Annotated in this window: 19 protein-coding genes and 1 pseudogene; 9 read left to right on the top strand and 11 right to left on the bottom strand. The window is 71.1% G+C overall.

Features of this window, described 5'->3' with window-relative positions:
- Window positions 1-190 precede the first annotated feature (190 nt).
- Together ACQ86J_RS31410 and ACQ86J_RS31415 are read right to left on the bottom strand one after the other, a co-directional pair.
- Window positions 191-835, bottom strand: coding sequence for an acyltransferase family protein (locus ACQ86J_RS31410; protein ID WP_431268583.1), 645 nt, complete (start codon window positions 833-835; stop codon window positions 191-193).
- Window positions 835-1,686: a hypothetical protein gene (locus ACQ86J_RS31415; protein WP_431268584.1), complete on the bottom strand. Its 852-nt coding sequence runs from the start codon at window positions 1,684-1,686 to the stop codon at window positions 835-837. The genes ACQ86J_RS31410 and ACQ86J_RS31415 overlap by 1 nt, the downstream gene beginning before the upstream one ends.
- 288 nt (window positions 1,687-1,974) lie before the next feature.
- Here ACQ86J_RS31415 and msrA point away from each other — a divergent pair, with 288 nt between their 5' ends.
- The 9 genes and pseudogenes from msrA to ACQ86J_RS31460 all read left to right on the top strand — a co-directional run.
- Window positions 1,975-2,550, top strand: coding sequence for a peptide-methionine (S)-S-oxide reductase MsrA (gene msrA, locus ACQ86J_RS31420; protein WP_431268585.1), 576 nt, complete (start codon window positions 1,975-1,977; stop codon window positions 2,548-2,550).
- Window positions 2,551-2,564: 14 nt separating this feature from the next.
- Window positions 2,565-2,993 (top strand): peptide-methionine (R)-S-oxide reductase MsrB, encoded by a 429-nt coding sequence (msrB, locus tag ACQ86J_RS31425; RefSeq protein WP_431268586.1) that lies wholly within the window; start codon window positions 2,565-2,567, stop codon window positions 2,991-2,993.
- Between the two features lie 87 nt (window positions 2,994-3,080).
- A complete protein-coding gene (locus ACQ86J_RS31430; protein ID WP_431268587.1) occupies window positions 3,081-4,142 on the top strand; it encodes a YncE family protein in 1,062 nt (353 codons plus the stop codon).
- Window positions 4,139-4,891, top strand: coding sequence for a polysaccharide deacetylase family protein (locus ACQ86J_RS31435; protein ID WP_431268588.1), 753 nt, complete (start codon window positions 4,139-4,141; stop codon window positions 4,889-4,891). Before ACQ86J_RS31430 ends, ACQ86J_RS31435 begins: the two co-directional genes overlap by 4 nt.
- Window positions 4,888-5,868 carry a sterol desaturase family protein gene (locus tag ACQ86J_RS31440; RefSeq protein WP_431268589.1) on the top strand — a complete coding sequence of 327 codons (981 nt, stop codon included), beginning with the start codon at window positions 4,888-4,890 and terminating at the stop codon, window positions 5,866-5,868. The genes ACQ86J_RS31435 and ACQ86J_RS31440 overlap by 4 nt, the downstream gene beginning before the upstream one ends.
- Window positions 5,865-6,215 (top strand): hypothetical protein, encoded by a 351-nt coding sequence (locus tag ACQ86J_RS31445; protein ID WP_431268590.1) that lies wholly within the window; start codon window positions 5,865-5,867, stop codon window positions 6,213-6,215. Before ACQ86J_RS31440 ends, ACQ86J_RS31445 begins: the two co-directional genes overlap by 4 nt.
- Window positions 6,216-6,496: 281 nt before the next feature.
- The gene (locus ACQ86J_RS31450) at window positions 6,497-7,516 is read left to right on the top strand and encodes a sensor histidine kinase (RefSeq protein ID WP_431268591.1); all 1,020 of its coding nucleotides are present in this window, start codon (window positions 6,497-6,499) and stop codon (window positions 7,514-7,516) included.
- Window positions 7,517-7,735: 219 nt separating this feature from the next.
- Window positions 7,736-8,761: an NAD(P)/FAD-dependent oxidoreductase gene (locus tag ACQ86J_RS31455; protein ID WP_431268592.1), complete on the top strand. Its 1,026-nt coding sequence runs from the start codon at window positions 7,736-7,738 to the stop codon at window positions 8,759-8,761.
- A pseudogene (locus ACQ86J_RS31460) lies at window positions 8,704-8,928 on the top strand (NAD(P)/FAD-dependent oxidoreductase); the annotation flags it as partial. The gene ACQ86J_RS31455 and the pseudogene ACQ86J_RS31460, both read left to right, overlap by 58 nt.
- 4 nt (window positions 8,929-8,932) lie before the next feature.
- Here the strand turns inward: ACQ86J_RS31460 and chrA are convergent.
- The 9 genes from chrA to ACQ86J_RS31505 all read right to left on the bottom strand — a co-directional run bounded on the left by chrA (window position 8,933) and on the right by ACQ86J_RS31505 (window position 15,821).
- Window positions 8,933-10,270 carry a chromate efflux transporter gene (gene chrA / locus ACQ86J_RS31465; RefSeq protein WP_431268593.1) on the bottom strand — a complete coding sequence of 446 codons (1,338 nt, stop codon included), beginning with the start codon at window positions 10,268-10,270 and terminating at the stop codon, window positions 8,933-8,935.
- Window positions 10,267-10,839: a hypothetical protein gene (locus ACQ86J_RS31470; RefSeq protein ID WP_431268594.1), complete on the bottom strand. Its 573-nt coding sequence runs from the start codon at window positions 10,837-10,839 to the stop codon at window positions 10,267-10,269. The genes chrA and ACQ86J_RS31470 overlap by 4 nt, the downstream gene beginning before the upstream one ends.
- A complete protein-coding gene (locus ACQ86J_RS31475; protein WP_431268595.1) occupies window positions 10,832-11,704 on the bottom strand; it encodes a DUF1259 domain-containing protein in 873 nt (290 codons plus the stop codon). Before ACQ86J_RS31475 ends, ACQ86J_RS31470 begins: the two co-directional genes overlap by 8 nt.
- Before the next feature lie 15 nt (window positions 11,705-11,719).
- Entirely contained in the window at window positions 11,720-12,535 is an 816-nt protein-coding gene (locus ACQ86J_RS31480) for a chromate resistance protein ChrB domain-containing protein (RefSeq protein WP_431268596.1), read from the bottom strand.
- 146 nt (window positions 12,536-12,681) lie between these two features.
- Window positions 12,682-13,569, bottom strand: coding sequence for a manganese catalase family protein (locus ACQ86J_RS31485; RefSeq protein ID WP_431268597.1), 888 nt, complete (start codon window positions 13,567-13,569; stop codon window positions 12,682-12,684).
- 131 nt (window positions 13,570-13,700) lie between these two features.
- Complete coding sequence (locus tag ACQ86J_RS31490; protein ID WP_431268598.1) at window positions 13,701-14,243, bottom strand: ferritin-like domain-containing protein; 543 nt, start codon at window positions 14,241-14,243, stop codon at window positions 13,701-13,703.
- 105 nt (window positions 14,244-14,348) lie between these two features.
- Complete coding sequence (locus ACQ86J_RS31495) at window positions 14,349-14,672, bottom strand: aldo/keto reductase (protein ID WP_431272600.1); 324 nt, start codon at window positions 14,670-14,672, stop codon at window positions 14,349-14,351.
- A 13-nt stretch (window positions 14,673-14,685) separates the two neighbouring features.
- Window positions 14,686-15,324 carry an aldo/keto reductase gene (locus ACQ86J_RS31500; RefSeq protein WP_431268599.1) on the bottom strand — a complete coding sequence of 213 codons (639 nt, stop codon included), beginning with the start codon at window positions 15,322-15,324 and terminating at the stop codon, window positions 14,686-14,688.
- Window positions 15,325-15,368: 44 nt separating this feature from the next.
- On the bottom strand, window positions 15,369-15,821 hold the full coding sequence (locus ACQ86J_RS31505; RefSeq protein WP_431268600.1) for a hypothetical protein: 453 nt from the start codon (window positions 15,819-15,821) through the stop codon (window positions 15,369-15,371).
- Window positions 15,822-15,826: the final 5 nt, after the last annotated feature.

The following is a 15,826-nucleotide window of genomic DNA, read 5'->3' on the forward strand; positions in this document are numbered from 1 at the left end:
GCGCCCAGGGTGCAGGTATAGTCGATCGAGGGGCCTAGCAGCAGGATCGCGGCGACCCAGAGCCCCCAGGGCCCAGCCGGGCAGCCGCGCGAGCCGGGCCTGCACCGCCTCCCCGCGGAGCGCCAGCAGGGCGCCGACCAGGAAGCAGTTGACGAAATGCAGGGTGGTCAGGATGGCGCCGGCCCAGCCATCACCGAAGAAGGGGGCCAGCGGCAGCCCGAGCCAGCGCATCGTCGCATCGGTCGCCAGCTGCAAGGCCAGCATGCCCGGCACCAGGACCCGCAAGGGCAGCCGCTGCACCGCGAGCAGCAGCAGCGGGAAGAGCAACGAGATGCGGAGCTCGTAGGTCGAGGCTCCACATCACCACGTTCAGATGCGCCGAATGGGTGTCGCCCAGCATGGCCGAGTGGCGCCAGAGCGCCGCGGCGTCCGGTGTGGCCGACCAGGGGTCGGCATTGAACCAGGGATGCACGCCGTCCAGCGCGGTAGGGCGCATCGCCCACCACAGCCCAGCCGACAGCAGGATTGAGGCGGCGAAGGGCAGCCAGATCCGGCAGATCCGCCGCAGGACGAAGCCGCCCCAGCCCATCTCCATGCCCGGGCCCATTCCCGGACCCGGCCGGCGGGCGAGCGCCAGGGCGAGCACATAGCCCGAAAGGACGAAGAACAGGATCACCGCCGGCCGGGCGCCGACCGCCGCCTTGAACGGGGTGAAGAGCAGCATCTGGCGGATGCCGTCCGCCAGCGGCCCTGCCGGCAGGGTCTGCCAGCCGTGGTAGAGCACCACCATGAAGGCAGCGAGGCCGCGCAGGCTGTCGAGGACCCGGACCCGCATCAGGCGGGGTTCCCGGTGGGCAGAGGGGGCGAGGCCCCCTCTGCACGCCGCCGCCAGGCCCCGGACGGGGCCTGCTCGGGCCCGATCGGCAGCACGGTTGGTTCCAGCAAGTCCGCGGAAGGAGCGCGCGGGATTGCGAGACGTGCATGGGCCAATCGGGGGAATGGCGTGCGGCCCCGCAGGGCCGCCGGATCTGCCTTCAGCCACTCTGCCAGCATGCAATCGGCGAAGGAAGGCAGTCCGGTGAAATTCGCGGAATAAATCCAGCTCTTTAACGCTGCGTCCTCGAAGCTGCCGCGGGCCTGCTGGACGCGCCGGTTCCAGAGCCGGCGCAGGTCGCGCGGCCGTAGGAGAGAGAGCGGCGCGACCTTCCAGGTCGCGGCCTCGGCCAGGGCGATCCGGCTGGTATCCCAGGGATCTGCCAGGGCATCCAGGTCGTGAACCACCAGGCTGCCGACCAGTCCGTCACCCCGATAGAGCCCGACCGGCAGGCGGATGCCGGCGGCGCGGATGCGGTCGAGGAAGCCGCCGCGCAGCGCGTGCAGCGAACCGTGCAGGGAGGGCGACCGTCGCATGGCGGCACGCTGGGCCGGTGCGCTGCGGCCGGAAGAGGGCAGCGCCGCCGCCGCATGGGCCTGCGGGTTGTCCGCGAGCGCCCCGGCCAGGGCGCGGATGGCGCCGGGCGTAACCATGGCATAGCCATCGACGAAGACATGCATCGATGCCGCCGGTGCCAGGGCGTGGACATACTGGTTCCAGGCATTCGACTTGTCGCCGAAGCGGATGTCGAACAGCCGCACCGGACAGGGGCTCGATCTCGGCGAAGCGGCCGACCACGGCGGCGCTGTCATCCGTGGTGTCGTTCAGGACCACGGTGATGCTGGCCTCCAGCCCGTCGAGCGCCAGGGCGAGTGCCTGCAGGCAAGGCTGCAGGCCGGCGGCTTCGTTGCGGGCGAATACGGCGACGCTGATGGCGGCGGACATGCGGGCGGCTCCTGCGGTCGTAGGCGACCGCACGGCACCTTCTACCGCAAGCTGTGTACCAAGGTATGTCGCATTTTGCGATGTCGGCTGCACCCCCGGGCGGCTGCATGCGGGCCGGCGGCACCCTATGTTGGGGCAAAGCGAAGGAGAGACACATGAGCGGGACGGAAAGCCAGGCCGCGGCGCCCGGGATGGAGGTCGCCACCTTGGGCGGCGGCTGCTTCTGGTGCCTGGACGCGGTGTTCCGCGACCTGCGCGGCGTGGCGCGGGTGCATTCCGGCTATGCCGGCGGCCATGTCGCCAACCCGACCTACGAGCAGGTCTGCGGCAAGCGGACTGGCCATGCCGAGGTGGTGCAGGTGACCTTCGACCCGAAGGAGATTTCCTATGCCGATCTGCTCCGGGTCTTCTTCACCATCCACGACCCGACAACCAAGGACCGCCAAGGCAACGATGTCGGCCCGCAATACCGCTCCGTCATCCTGTTCCACTCGCCGGAGCAGAAATCCACCGCCGAGGCGGTGATGTCCGAGATCCGCGAGGCCGGCATCTGGGGCGCGCCGCTCTTGACCGAACTAGTGCCCTTCGACCGCTACTGGCCGGGCGAGCCGGAGCACCAGGACTATTTCAGCCGCACGCCCTGGAGCGGCTACTGCCAGGTGGTGATCGCCCCCAAAGTCGCCAAATTCCGCAAGCTCTATGCCGACCGGCTGAAGCGCCCCGCCGCCTGATCGAGGATCGCCGCATGTCCCTGTTCCGCAAGGAAGCCCCGGCCGAACACTACGCGGTCGACAAGCCCGATACCGAGTGGCGGCGCGAGCTGCCGCCCGAGGCCTATCGCGTGCTCCGCCAGCACGGCACCGAACGGCCGGGCACCAGCCCACTGAATGCCGAGAAGCGGCCGGGCACCTTCATATGCGCCGGCTGCGGGCACCCGCTGTTCGATGCTGGCACGAAATTCGAGAGCGGCACCGGCTGGCCGAGCTTCTGGGCGCCGAAGGAGGACGGGGTCGGCACCACCACCGACCGCAGCTTCTTCATGACCCGGACCGAGGTGCACTGCGCCCAGTGTGGCGGGCACCTGGGCCATGTCTTCCCGGACGGGCCGCCGCCGACCGGCCAGCGCTTCTGCATGAACGGGGTGGCGATGCGGTTCGAACCCGAGCAGGGCTGATCAACCACAAAGCGTTAAGCGGAACATCGCTTGCCTTTCCGCACCGGGCGGGGAATTTTCCCGCCCCTGTTTCGGGATTCCACCACCATGCGGCGCGCCCATCTCGCGCTTTTCCTCGGGCTGGCCGGACTCGCTTCGGCCCCGGCTCGCGCGGACCTCGTCTACGTGCTGAACAGCGCCGATGCCTCCATCAGCGTGCTCGAGAGCACGACGAAGGAGGAAGTGCGCCGCATTCCCGTGCTGCGGGAGGCGCACCACCTCATCCTCACGCCCGAGCGGGGCGAGCTGATGGTCGGCGATGCCGGTGGCAACGAGCTGATCTTCATCGACCCCGCCACCGCCGAGGTCACCCGGCGAGAGAAGTTCAGCAACCCCTACCACATGGAGCTCAGCCCGGACGGCCGGCTGCTGGTGGTCACCAGCCTGCGTCGCGACCAGGTCGACATCTACGAGGCCGCGACCCGCACCCTGCTGGCGCGGCTGAAGGTGCCGGACAAGCCGAGCCACCTGGCCTATACGCCCGACAGCCGGATCGCCTTCGTCACGCTGCAGGGCGTCCGGAAGCTCATGGCGATCGACCTGGCGACCTACAAGCCGCTCTGGACCGCCGAGGTCGGGCCGCAGCCGGCCGGCGTCACCTGGCACAACGGCAAGCTGCTGGTCGGCATCATGGGCTCGGATCATGTCGCCGTGGTGAACCCGGCGGACGGCAAGGTGGAACGCACCATCTTCGCCGGGCGCGGCGCGCATACCGTCTTCCCCTCGCCGGACCGCAAGCTGCTCTACGTCAACAGCCGGGTCGACAGCCGCATCACCGTGCTGGACGGGGAGACGCTGGAGCCGCGGGCGCATTGGGACCTGCCGGGCGGCCCGGACTGCATCGCCTTCGACCCGCGCGGCCGGCTCTGGGTGACCCTGCGCTGGACCGGGCGGCTGGCGATCGTCGACCCGGCGACCGGCGAGTGGGAGACCGTGCCGGTCGGCAGGTCGCCGCACGGGGTCTTCGTGCAGCCGCGGGCGACGCCGCTGCCGCCGCTCGCCGTGTCCGAGACCGCGCCGCCGGCCGAGGTCACGCCCACGCCTGCCGCGACCGGGGCCGAGGCCCCGGCGCAGCAGCCGGCGGTCTGGCGCCGCATGCTCGGCCGATGAGGCGCCGCACGCTGCTGGGCGCCCTGGCCGGCACGCCGCCGGTCGCCGCACAGGCCAGGGCCCAGCCGGCCTGCCGCGGCACCGTCTACCTGACCATCGACACCGGCTGGTCGCGCGAGGCCGAGCAGATCGCTGGCATCCTGCGGCAGCGCGGGGTGCGGGCGACGCTCTTCCTGGCGGATGAGCCGACCTATCGCGGCGACCGGACGCTGGATGATGGCTGGGCGCCCTTCTGGCGCGCCCGCGCAGCCGAGGGCCATGCCTTCGCCAGCCATACCTGGCGGCACTGGTATTTCCGCGGCGATCCGGCGCCGGGCAGGGTCCGCTACGTCTCCAGCCAGAAAGCGGGGGAGGAGGTGCTGGACGCCGCCGCGCTCTGCGCCGAGCTGCGCCGGCCGATGGACCGGCTGCGGCAGCTGGCGCCGGCGGCGCAGGTCCTGCCGCTCTGGCGCGCGCCGGGCGGCATCACCACGCCGAATGCCATCGCCCTGGCCACCGCCTGCGGCCTCAGGCACCAGGGCTGGACCGCCAACGGCTTCTGGGGCGACGAGCTGGACAGCACGAAGCACCCGAATGCCGTGCTTGCCCGCCGCGCCATCGAGCGGACCCGGGACGGCGAGGTGGCAGTGCTGCACTGGGGCATCCGCAGCCGGCGCGACCCCTTCGCCGGGGTGCTGGACGAGGTGATCGGCGGCCTGCAGGCGCGCGGCTTCTGCTTCGCCCCGCTGCCGGCCGAGGGCCGCGCATGACCGCCATCGCCGCACTCTACACCGACGCCACCGGCTGGATCTTCGAGCATGCGCTGCAGCCGCTGCTCTACGCGCTGGAGCTGATGGACTGGGCCGAGGACGCCTATGCCTGGCTCGACTTCGCACTGTTCGGCCTGTTCGGCATCGCCGTGGCCTGGGCGGTCTGCCGGCCGCTCGAGGCCTGGCGGCCAGTGGAACCGGTCTCGCGGCGCGGCGCGGTGCGGACCGACATGCTCTACACCTTCCTCAACCGGCTCGGGGTGCTGCCGCTGCTCGCCTTCGTTTTCCTGGCCTCCGTCCAGGCGGCCTGGGAGGGGTGGCTGACCGAGGCCGGGCTGTTGCCGCCAACGCTCGAGGAGCTGGTGCCGCTGCTGCGGGAGCATCCGGTCCTGGCCTTCGCCGCCTACGTCGTGATCCTCGACTTCGGCGAGTACTGGCGGCACCGGGCGCAGCACGCCTTCCGCTGGTGGTGGGCGTTGCATGCGATCCACCATGCGCAGCGGCAGATGACCTTCTGGACCGACGACCGCAACCATGTGCTGGACGATGTCATCGCCGCGCTCTGGTTCGGCGGCATCGCCCTGCTGATCGGCGTGCCGCCCGGGCAGTTCCCGGTCATCGTGCTGGTGCTGCGGCTGGCGAGAGAGCCTGTCCCATGCGAATGTCCGGCTGGACTATGGCCGGGTGGGGGAGCGGCTGCTGGTCTCGCCGCGTTTCCACCGGCTGCATCACGCGCCGCTTTCGGCCGGGGCGCATGGGCGGAACTACGCCGTGCTGCTGCCCGTCTGGGACTGGGCTTTCGGGACCGGCGATTTCCGCCGCGGCGTCTTCCCACCGACTGGGGCGCCGGAGGAGCCGGAAGCCCTGGCAAGCGGCGGCTGGCTGCGGCAGCAGGTGGTCGGGCTGCGGCGGATGGTGGGGGCAATCGGCGGGCGGTAGGCTCGCCCGCGTCACTGGCTGAAGGTGCCGCCACATGAAGACGCTGGGCATCCTGTTCCTGCTGGCGACGGTGGCCCTCGGCGTGCTGGTCGGCCTTCAATACCTTGCCCGCCGGCGGCGGCCCTGGCTGGTGACCCTTCACCTTGCCTGCGGCGCCGCAGGTGCCTGGCTGTTCTTCCTGCTGCTGCACGTCCCGCCCGAGGGGCACACGCCGCCGTCCGGCATGGCCGCCGGCATCCTGCTCGGCGCCGCCGTGCTGGGCGGCCTGCTGCCCCGCCTGATCGCCCGCCGCGCCCGCAAGGCCGCCGAACCGCTGCTCGTCATGCATGTCTTCACCGGCTTGGTGGGCTTCTTCGTCTTCCTGTCCTGGGCTGCGCGCTTCTAAAGCGAATGGCGAAGGAGCGTGATCCCTCGCACGCCTGAGTTTTTTGTAAAACAAAAGGTTACAGCAGCGGCGCCTTCATCTTTGAACGCAAGCCGCTGTAGCGTCGGGTCGCAGCGGCGCAACTTTCTCGGTCCCTTGGCATCTTGTTCCTGGTCACCGCGTTCCGCGCGGCGGCGCCCGCATTGGTGTGCCATGCCGGCTGCGGCGCTACCCGGGTGAAGGATGCCGACCTGACTGACGATTCCGCCCAACTGCCGGCTCCGGTTCAGGCTTGGCCCGTCGTGCTGCGGGTCGCGTTGGGGATCGCGCTTGCCCTGGCCGTCGGTGCCGTGGCGACGGCGATCCCGGCCCTCGGCGCGGCCGAGTTGCAGGCCATGCTGCTCGGCGCCGTCGCGCTGGCGGCCCTCGGACTGGGACTCGGCGCGGCCCTCGCCGCAGCGGCCGCCGGCTTCGCCTGGCTGCTCTGGCCCGCCGCTGCGGCCGGCACCCTCGGCATCGCCACGCTGCTGCGGGCGCTGCTCTGGTTCGCCTTGGCCAAGGGCATCGCCGCCGCCATCGCGCTGCCGCGCGTTGATCTCGTCCGGTTGGCCTCGCGGCTGCGCGGGACGGAGGTGGTGGCCCGTGAACGGGCCTTGCTGCTCGAGGAGATGTCTCACCGAGTGCGCAATGACATGCAGCGTCTGGTCGGCCTGCTTCAGGCGGAAGCGGGGAACAACCCGGTCGCCTCCGGCGCGCTGCTGCAGGCGGCCGGGCGCATCCAGGTCCTCGGCCGGGTGCACCGTCGTTTGGCCACGCGCGCCGGCAGCGATGCCGTGGACAGCCGGGCCTTCCTTGAAGGCTTGGTGGACGACCTGCGCGCCGCCTTGCTGCCCGAGAGCGGTATCGCCCTGACCGTCGGCACTGAGGCGCATCCGCTGCCGGTGGCGATCGCCGGCGACCTGGGGCTGGTGGTGAACGAGCTCGTTACCAACGCGCTAAAATATGCCTTCCCACGCGGCAAGGGCGGCATCGTCCGGGTCTGCTTCGCACGAGAGGGCGAGGCCTACCGGCTTGCAGTGTCCGACACCGGCGTGGGGCTTGGCCAGGTCCGGCTGGCGGCGGTGGAAGGCGGCAGCGGCATGCGGCTGGTGCGGGCGCTTGCCTCCCAGCTCGGCGGACGGGTCGAGCTGCGCGGGGGCGAGGTGGGCGGAACGCTCTGCCTGCTGCGGTTTCCTGTGGCAGGGCCGGGGCGGCCGGTGCCGGCTAGCGAGGCGGCAGCGGAAGTGCCCTTGCCGACGGAGCGGCGTTCTGCGACGCCCTGAAGCAGATCGCCGGAGGGCAGGCCTGCCTGGGGGCGTAACTCTGCTTCGCGGACATTGCAGGAGAGCGACGGGCCAAACCTGAAATCCGGCCCGCCGCCTGGGCCTGCGATCGTCCTGAGCGGGAGTACCCAGGGCCTGGATCGCCAGCGCAAGAGAGCTTGGTCTAGGAAGGTTGGACCGGGGACGCTATCCCCGACGTCGCCGAACCATCTCTCCCGGGTGCCTGCGCTGACCAGTCCGCCGCCTTTCGATGCGATCGTCCTCGGTGCAGGCGCGGCGGGGCTGTTCGCCGCCATCGCCGCCGGCCAGCGCGGCCGCCGCGTGCTGCTGCTCGACCATGCCGAGGAGGCCGGGAAGAAGATCCTCATCTCCGGCGGCGGGCGTTGCAACTTCACCAATAGCGATTGCCGGCCCGACCGTTTCCTCTCGACCAATCCGCATTTCGCCAAGTCGGCCCTGGCCCGGTACACCCAGCATGACTTCGTCGCCCTGGTCCGCAAGCATGGCATCGCCTTCCACGAGAAGACGCTGGGCCAGCTGTTCTGCGACGGCTCTGCCCGGCAGATTGTGGCGATGCTGCTGGCGGAGGCCGTGGCGGCGCAGGTCGATCTCCGGCTGTCGCACCGCGTCACCGGCGTCACCCGGGCCGAGCGCTTCCGGGTCGAGACGGATCGCGGCACCTTCGAGGCGCCGGCGCTGGTCCTGGCGACCGGCGGGCTTTCGATCCCGAAAATGGGTGCGACCGGCCTGGCGCATGACCTCGCCCGCCGCTTCGGCCTACCCCTGGTGCCGCCGCGCCCCGGCCTGGTGCCGCTGACCTTCGAGGGCGCGCTGCTCGAGCTTATGCGCCCGCTCTCAGGCGTCGCGCTCGACAGCATCGCCCGCTGCGGCAGGGTGGCGTTCCGCGAAGCGATGCTCTTCACCCATCGCGGCCTGTCCGGCCCGGCCATCCTGCAGGCCAGTTCCTACTGGAAGGCGGGAGAGCCGCTGCTGCTCGACCTGCTGCCCGGGCAGGACCCAGCGACCTTGCTGCGGGCGGCGCGCCGCACCCGGCCGCGGGCGGAGCCCCGCACCATCCTCGGCGAGGTGCTGCCGCAGCGCCTCGCCCAGGCGCTGGCGGGGCTGCACCTGCCGGGGCTGCGGATGGCCGACCTGCCCGATCGCGCCATCGATGCCGCCGCAGCCCAGATCAAGGCTTGGCGTCTGCTGCCGGGGGGACGGAGGGCTATGCCAAGGCCGAGGTGACGCTCGGCGGGGTGGATACCGCCGCACTGTCCTCCCGCGACTGCCAAGCCAGGGCGGTGCCGGGCCTGTTCGTGGTGGGGGAGGCGGTGGACGTCACCGGCTGGCTTGGCGGCTACAACTTCCAATGGGCCTGGAGCAGCGGCTGGGTGGCCGGGCAGGCGGCGTAGCCGACTACCCCAGCAGCCAGCCGAAGGCCGTCCGCAGCACCAGCCCCGCCGCCGCGGCGATCCCCAACGTTTTCACCACGCCCATACGCATGCGGAACAGGCTGACTGCCGCCAGCATGGCCAGCAGCACCGCCACCGGGTCGATGCTGGCCAGGATCGGCACCTCCAGCCGCGCCGGGCCGATCGGCACCTCCCACATCGCGCCGAACAGCACGCGCAGGCCGAACCAGACCGCCAGGTTGGCGATGACTCCGACGACGGCCGCCGTCACGCCTGCCAGGGCCCCTTCAGCCGCGGCGCATCGTGCAGCCGCTCGACATAGGGCGCGCCGAGGAAGATCCAGGCGAAGCAGGGCGCGAAGGTGACCCACAGGGTCAGCAGCGCCCCGAGCGTGCCGCCCCAGAAGCCGCCCTGGGCATGGCCCGCCATGTAGCCGACGACAGTGCAGCACCAGGATCAGCGGCCCGGGTGTCGTCTCCGCCAGGCCCAGCCCGGCCAGCATCTGCCCGGCCGAGAGCCAGCGGTAGTTCTCCACCGCTTCCTGCGCCACATAGGCCAGCACGGCATAGGCGCCGCCGAAGGTGACGACAGCCATCTTCGAGAAGAACCAGGCGATGTCGCCCCAGACCGGCATGCCGAGCAGCATCACGACCGGCCAGACCCAGAGCACCAGCGCCAGTAGTCCGGCCCGCCGCGCCGCGCCGGTCAGCCGGGCGATCCGGTCGGGCTCGGCGGCCAGCAGCGCGTCGAGCAAGGCCGGCGGGCCCGCTTTCGCCGCGCCATGCCCGCCACCCGCAAAGGCCGCGGGGACGACATAGCCCGCCAGGCCCGCCGCCAGCACCACCGCGGGGAAGGGCAGCTTCAGCAGGAACAGCGCAGCGAAGGCGAGGCCGGCGACCGCCCAAGGCACCCGGCCCTTCAACGCGCGCCTTGCCACCCGCAGCAGCGCCTCGATCACCAAGACCAGGACGGCGCATTTGAGGCCGTAGAACAGCCCGGCGACGAGCGGCACCTCGCCGAAGGCGGCATAGATCGCCGAGAGCGCCAGCATCACCGCGGCGCCGGGCAGCACGAAGAGCAGCCCGGCCGCGACCCCGCCCTTCACCCCATGCAGCAACCAGCCGAGATAAGTGGCCAGCTGCGTCGCTTCCGGCCCCGGCAGCAGGGTGCAGAAATTCAGCGCATGCAGGAAGCGCGCGTCGGAAACCCAGCAGCGCTCGTCCACCACTTCCCGGTGCATCAGCGCGATCTGCCCGGCCGGACCGCCGAAGGAAAGGCAGCCGACGCGGAACCAGACGCGAACCGCCTCGGCGAAGCTCGGGAACCCGGCCGGCTCGCTCACCGGAGAACCTCGATGCGGGGAGCCTTGATCGCCTGGCTGTCGGCGATAGACCAAAGCGCGATGCGCCCAGCGCCGGAGATGCGGCTGTCGCGCGCCTCGAACAGCGACTCCCCGTCCAGCCATGCCATGAAGCGGTCCCCCTCTGCGCGAAGCCTCAGGGTATGCCACGCGCTCATGGCGATAGGCAGCCTCTCGCGCCCCGCGAACTGCACGCGGCGCCCACCGGTGACCCGGCAGAGCCGGACATTGTCCTCCTCCGCATTGGCCCGCAACACGCAGTAGGTGTCCGGGTCCTGCAGCCGCACCGCGAAGCCGATGGCCCGGTCCATGCGGCCGCTGACCGGGCGGAAGCGCAGTTTCACCTCGACATCCCGCGCGACCGGCGCGGGATAGATGCAGAGCGGGTAGCGATCGGCGAACCGCAGCCGCGTCGCCTCGGTCGCGCCGCCCTCGGCGCGCTCCCAGCACGCGGGCGGCTTGCCGCCAGCGGTGACGGCGGCTTCACATTGCGCATGTGTGAAGCCAGACAGCGGCAGGGTGGCGAGCCCGGCCGCGAGCCACCTAGCCACGCTTCACCGCGGTGCGGTCGAGCGCGGCGCGCAGGCCGGTGGCGACCGCCTCGACCGGGCCGACGGCCCAGAAATGCATGTAGAACAGCCGCGGCTCCTCCCGCAGGGTGTGGTTGTGCAGCGCCGTGACCTCGATGCTGTGCTCCGCCAGCGCCCGCTGCACCGGCTCGACCTCATCCGCCAACAGCACCAGGTCGCCAGCGGCGGCGACGCGCCCGGCCTCCAGCGGCTCGACATTGATCGCCATGCCGGTGCCGAGGCTTGCCGGCGTCGGCATCCCCGCTTCCAGTATGCGCTCCGGTCGCGGCAGCACGGCCTGCCAGACGCCGCCATTCACCTTGCCGGCGGTGCCGATGATCCGGTCGAGCGGCGCGAGGTCGAAGTCGGGCGCCGCCGCGGCCGGGCCCGGCGGGCCGAGCGGCGTGGCGCTTGCCTCCAGCGCCGTCCGCAGCGCGCGGGCCAACGCCACCGCCTCGCCATGGCCATGCACGTGCAGGTACATCGTTGCCGGCGCCGCGCGCAGCAGGTGGTTGTGCAGGGCCGTCGCCGCGAGGCCGCCGGCATGCAGCCGGCGCAGCACCGGGTTCACCTCCGGCTGCGTCAGCACCAGGTCGCCCATCACCTCGGTCACGCCGCCATGCTCGACGAAGGCTAGCCAGCTGCCCAGGGCCAGCGCCGGCCGCACCGCGAAGCCGTCGACCTGCACCACGAGGTCGCTGCGCGGGAAGCCGAAGCGGCGCACGCCGTCCGGCTGCAGCGCGGCGGGCCGGCCGAGCGCCGCTTCCACGCCCTTCCAGTCGGGCTCGGCCATGGCGGATGCGAGGGGCACGAGCGCCGCCAGAAGCACGAATGCTGCCTTGCGCATGTCTATAATCTTCCCTTAGGCCCGGGTCGGGGTCGGCCAGTTGTGGGTCTCCTCCACCGCATCGCGGCACCAGCGGAAGAAGGCGTCGTAGAGCCCCATCTCGGCGTCGAGCTGCGCCAAGTCGTCCCGGTACATGCGCGATAGGCCGAGCGAGGCCGCCAGCAGCCCGGCCGCCTGCGGCGCGAGGTCGAGCCGCGCGGTGTCCGCGGCGCGCACGATCAGCGCCAGCCGCTGCAGCGGCTCCGTTGCCACGCCCCATTCCTCCAGCATGACGTCGAAGGTGCAGAGCGGGCCGCGGTGGCTCCAGGCCACGCCCTCGATGTCGAAGGGCGTGGCGCCGAAGCGGTCAGCGACAGCGGCGACCTCGGACGGTGCGACGAACAGGAAGACCGCGGTGGGGTCGACGAAACGGCGGATCAGCCAAGGGCAGGCGATGCGGTCGATCTTCGGCCGCGCCCGCGTCACCCAGACGGTGCGACAGAGCCTGTCGCGCGACGGGATGCGGTCGGCTCGCAGCAGCGGCAGGCCGGCCGCGGCCCAGGCCTCGAAGCCACCCTCCAGCACCTCGGCGCGTGCGCCTGCGTGCCGCAGCCAAGCGGCGGCGCCCTGGCTGAGCTTGATGCCGCGCTGGCAGACGACGACGACATGGCGGCCGATGTAGCCGGGCGCCCAATCGGCAACATCCGCGTGGCTACGGAGGGTGGCGGCCGGCAAAAGTCGTGGATCGGCAGTGCAATCCTCGGCCAGTCGGACGTCAAGGATGCGAGGCGCGTCCGGCGTGCCGATCAGGCGGGCAAGTTGGGGGACTGCAATGGCATCAGGCGCAGGCATGGCGTCCACTCCGAGCAATGGACGCGACACTTGGGCCGAAGCCTCACGGGGCGTTCGCGGGGCCCCACGGGTCGATCCTGCGAATCCGCGCGGGCGGTGTCAAGCCAGACGCCGCGGCGGAACGGGTCCGCTGCGGCCCATCGGCATCAGGCCACGTTGGACGAGCTGCCCTTTGACGGATCGTTCGCCGCCTGCGGCACTGCCATGCCGCCCATCACCTGCTCCGTCTGCGCGCCACTGTCCGGACGTGGTGGCGCCAGCACCGGCTCGCCGCCCAGCGGCTCGGAGATCATCGGCTCGAACTTGCCGTTGCCGTCCAGCGATGCACCCTCGGTCCAACGGCCCATCGGAATCTGCTTGTCGATGCGATGGCCGAAATAAGCGTAGGAGAAGCGGTTCGCCTCCTGCTCCTGCGGGAAGCTGTTCGGGATCGGCAGCTGCTCGGTCTGGCCGCCCAGCTCCTCGATCACCGCCAGCCATTGCTGCTGGTGCATGGTGTCGCGGGCGATCAGGAAGGACAGCATGTCCTTCATGCCCGGATCGTTGGTCATGCCATAGAGCCGCGTCGCCAAGGCCCGGCCGGTCGCCTCGGCGGCGACGTTGGCGTACATGTCGGCGGCGATGTTTCCGCTGGCGTAGACATGGCTGGCGTTGAACGGCACGCCGTTGCAGTTCTCCGGAGTCGCAGCCAGGCCGGTGCTGAGGATGTGCCGCAGGTTCATGCCGCCGAGCACGGCGCCGGCGATGCCGTCATTCGCCACATCCTCCTGCAGCGACAGCGGCGCGCCCTCGAGGTTCAGCGCGACCGCGGTCGACAGCATCTCGATGTGGCCGATCTCCTCGGTGCCGGTGTTGATCAGCATGTCGCGGTACTTCTTCGGGCCGCGGCTGCCCCAGCCCTGGAACAGGTACTGCATCATGACGCGGATCTCGCCCTCAACGCCGCCGATCGCCTGCTGCAGGGCACGGGCGAAGATGGGGTTCGGCGTCTCGACGCGGACGGGGTACTGCAGCTTGCCATCGGTATAGAACATGGATGCTCCCGGAGTTTGCGGACCAGGAGTCAACAGGGAGCGCGGCGCCAGGTTTGGCCGCGATGCGGCAATGACGCCCGCATTTCCCGAAAGCGTGCGGCGGGCATCGCTGCCCGCCGCTGGCGATCAGGTCAGGCAGACTTCTTGCTGCCGCCGCGCCTGTCGTTCGCTGCTTCCGGCGCCTGCATCGACTCAATCGCGGCCGTGTTGATCTCGCGCTCGGCAAGCTGGGTCAGCAGTTCGTCGGTCTTCTTCTCCTCGGCGAGCGTCTGCCCGAGAAGCTCGCCGAGTTCCGTCTGGCCGGCCGACTTTGCCAGCGTGGCCAGCGTGCCGTAGGCGGCGATCTCGTAGTGCTCGACCTTCTGGATCGCAGCCGTCAGCAGCATGTCGTAGACCGGCCCCTTCTCCTGGTCCTCGAGCTCATGTTGCGCCTCCTCAAGGATGCCGCGCATTGCCTCGCAGACCTTGCGGCCGGCCTTGCCGCCCAGCATCTCGAGCGCCTTCTCCAGCCGCTCGACCTGGCCCTCGGTCTCCTCAGCGTGCGTCTGCAGCGCGTCCTTTAGCGATTGCGCACTCGCCTTCTTGCCCAAACGCGACATGCTGCGCAGGCCCTGCTTCTCCGCGCTATAGGCATCGCGGAGCTGCTCGACCATCAGTTTGGTGATCTCGTCCATCTGCCGTTTCCCCGATCGTCGCGGCCGGGATGGCCGCGTCGGGGCGGGAACGGGCTGGGGCGGGGGCGGGTTGCCGCCCGTTCCGGCGCGGCAGCCCAACACTTTTCAGGCGCTGGCAGCGTCCAGCTTCGCCACCGCGTCGGGCGACAGCCTGAGCGATGCCGCCTTCACCAAGTCGTCGATCTGCGCGTCGTTCGTCGCGCTCGCAATCGGCGCGGTGACGACGGGCTTGGCCAGCAGCCAGCCGAGCGCCACCTGGGCCGGCGTCGCCGACATCTCGCGGGCCACCGCATCGAGCGCATCGAGCACCGCATGGCCGCGCGGCGTCAGGTACTTCGCCATGCCGCCGCCGCGCGCGCTCTTCCCGAAATCCGCCGCCGAGCGGTACTTGCCGGAGAGGAAGCCGGAGGCGAGGGCATAGTAGTTGATGACGCCGACGCCCTCACGGTGGCAGAGCGGGCCGAGCTCGGCCTCGAGATCCCTCGCGCTCCATCAGGTTGTATTGCGGCTGCATGGTCTCATAGCGCGGCAGGCCAAGCCTCTTGCTCGTCGCCAGCGCTTCCTCCAACCGCGCCGCGCCGTAGTTGGATGCGCCGATGGCGCGCACCTTGCCGGCCTTGATCAGGTCGGCGAAGGCCGACAGCGTCTCCTCGAGCGGCGTCTCGGGGTCGTCCTTGTGCGCCTGGTAAAGGTCGATGACATCGGTCCGCAGCCGCTTCAGGGATGCATCGACGCTTTCCATGATCCAGCGGCGCGATAGGCCGACGGCGTGCTTCGGGCCGTTCCCGGCGGCATCGCGCGGGCCCATCTGCATCCCGACCTTGGTCAGTATGGTCACCTTCGACCGGGCGCCGCGCGCGGCCAGCCACTCGCCGATGATCGCCTCCGACTCGCCGCCCTGGTTGCCCGGCACCCAGGCGGAATAGACATCCGCGGTGTCGATGCCGGTCAGCCCGACATCGACCAGCCGGTCGAGGATGCGGAAGGACGCCGCCTTGTCCAACGTCCAGCCGAAGACGTTGCCGCCGAAGACGATGGGCGGGACGGCGATCCCGCTGCGCCCCAGGTTGCGGTGCTGCATGACGTTTCTCCTCGTGCTCGGCGGCCAGGATGCCGGCGGCGCGGTCAGCGGTCCAGCAGGCCCGCAGCGCGGAGCGCGCGACGGATGACCCGGCCGGGATCGACCCGCCCGCCGGCCGCCGGCGCCTCCGGCGGTGGCGCCTCGGGGCGCTTCGGCGCCTCGTCCGGCAGCAGCTTCTTCAGCCAGGCCGCGGGAGCCTCCGCGGCCTTTGGCACCGCCGGCGCCACATGCGCGATGCCGTCGCGGCCGACCGCGATGATGCGGTCGAGCCAGCTTGGCTGGGCAGGGGGTTCAGGCTCGACCCGCTCCGGCCGGGGCCGAGGCGCGGCGGCCGGGCGGGGGGCGGCCTCGCCCAGGCCGAAGAAATCGGCGATGGCGGTGGTCGAGGCCACCCCGACATCCAGGATGAAGGGTGCCGCCGCGCCGACAGGCGCCTCGCCATTGGCCGCTTCGGCGCCCGGGGCGATCGGCACGCCATGCCCCATGCCGGCAATCATGTGGT

This window comes from Dankookia sp. P2 (assembly GCF_050632255.1).
Taxonomy (GTDB): Bacteria; Pseudomonadota; Alphaproteobacteria; order Acetobacterales; family Acetobacteraceae; genus Paracraurococcus.

Excerpts from the sequence above, each read along its gene's own strand:
- ACQ86J_RS31410 (WP_431268583.1), bottom strand. The coding sequence starts at position 835 with ATGCGGGTCCGGGTCCTCGACAGCCTGCGCGGCCTCGCTGCCTTCATG.
- ACQ86J_RS31415 (WP_431268584.1), bottom strand. The coding sequence starts at position 1,686 with ATGACAGCGCCGCCGTGGTCGGCCGCTTCGCCGAGATCGAGCCCCTGT.
- msrA (WP_431268585.1), top strand. The coding sequence starts at position 1,975 with ATGAGCGGGACGGAAAGCCAGGCCGCGGCGCCCGGGATGGAGGTCGCC.
- msrB (WP_431268586.1), top strand. The coding sequence starts at position 2,565 with ATGTCCCTGTTCCGCAAGGAAGCCCCGGCCGAACACTACGCGGTCGAC.
- ACQ86J_RS31430 (WP_431268587.1), top strand. The coding sequence starts at position 3,081 with ATGCGGCGCGCCCATCTCGCGCTTTTCCTCGGGCTGGCCGGACTCGCT.
- ACQ86J_RS31435 (WP_431268588.1), top strand. The coding sequence starts at position 4,139 with ATGAGGCGCCGCACGCTGCTGGGCGCCCTGGCCGGCACGCCGCCGGTC.
- ACQ86J_RS31440 (WP_431268589.1), top strand. The coding sequence starts at position 4,888 with ATGACCGCCATCGCCGCACTCTACACCGACGCCACCGGCTGGATCTTC.
- ACQ86J_RS31445 (WP_431268590.1), top strand. The coding sequence starts at position 5,865 with ATGAAGACGCTGGGCATCCTGTTCCTGCTGGCGACGGTGGCCCTCGGC.
- ACQ86J_RS31475 (WP_431268595.1), bottom strand. The coding sequence starts at position 11,704 with ATGCGCAAGGCAGCATTCGTGCTTCTGGCGGCGCTCGTGCCCCTCGCA.
- ACQ86J_RS31480 (WP_431268596.1), bottom strand. The coding sequence starts at position 12,535 with ATGCCTGCGCCTGATGCCATTGCAGTCCCCCAACTTGCCCGCCTGATC.
- ACQ86J_RS31485 (WP_431268597.1), bottom strand. The coding sequence starts at position 13,569 with ATGTTCTATACCGATGGCAAGCTGCAGTACCCCGTCCGCGTCGAGACG.
- ACQ86J_RS31490 (WP_431268598.1), bottom strand. The coding sequence starts at position 14,243 with ATGGACGAGATCACCAAACTGATGGTCGAGCAGCTCCGCGATGCCTAT.
- ACQ86J_RS31500 (WP_431268599.1), bottom strand. The coding sequence starts at position 15,324 with ATGCAGCACCGCAACCTGGGGCGCAGCGGGATCGCCGTCCCGCCCATC.
- ACQ86J_RS31505 (WP_431268600.1), bottom strand. The coding sequence starts at position 15,821 with ATGATTGCCGGCATGGGGCATGGCGTGCCGATCGCCCCGGGCGCCGAA.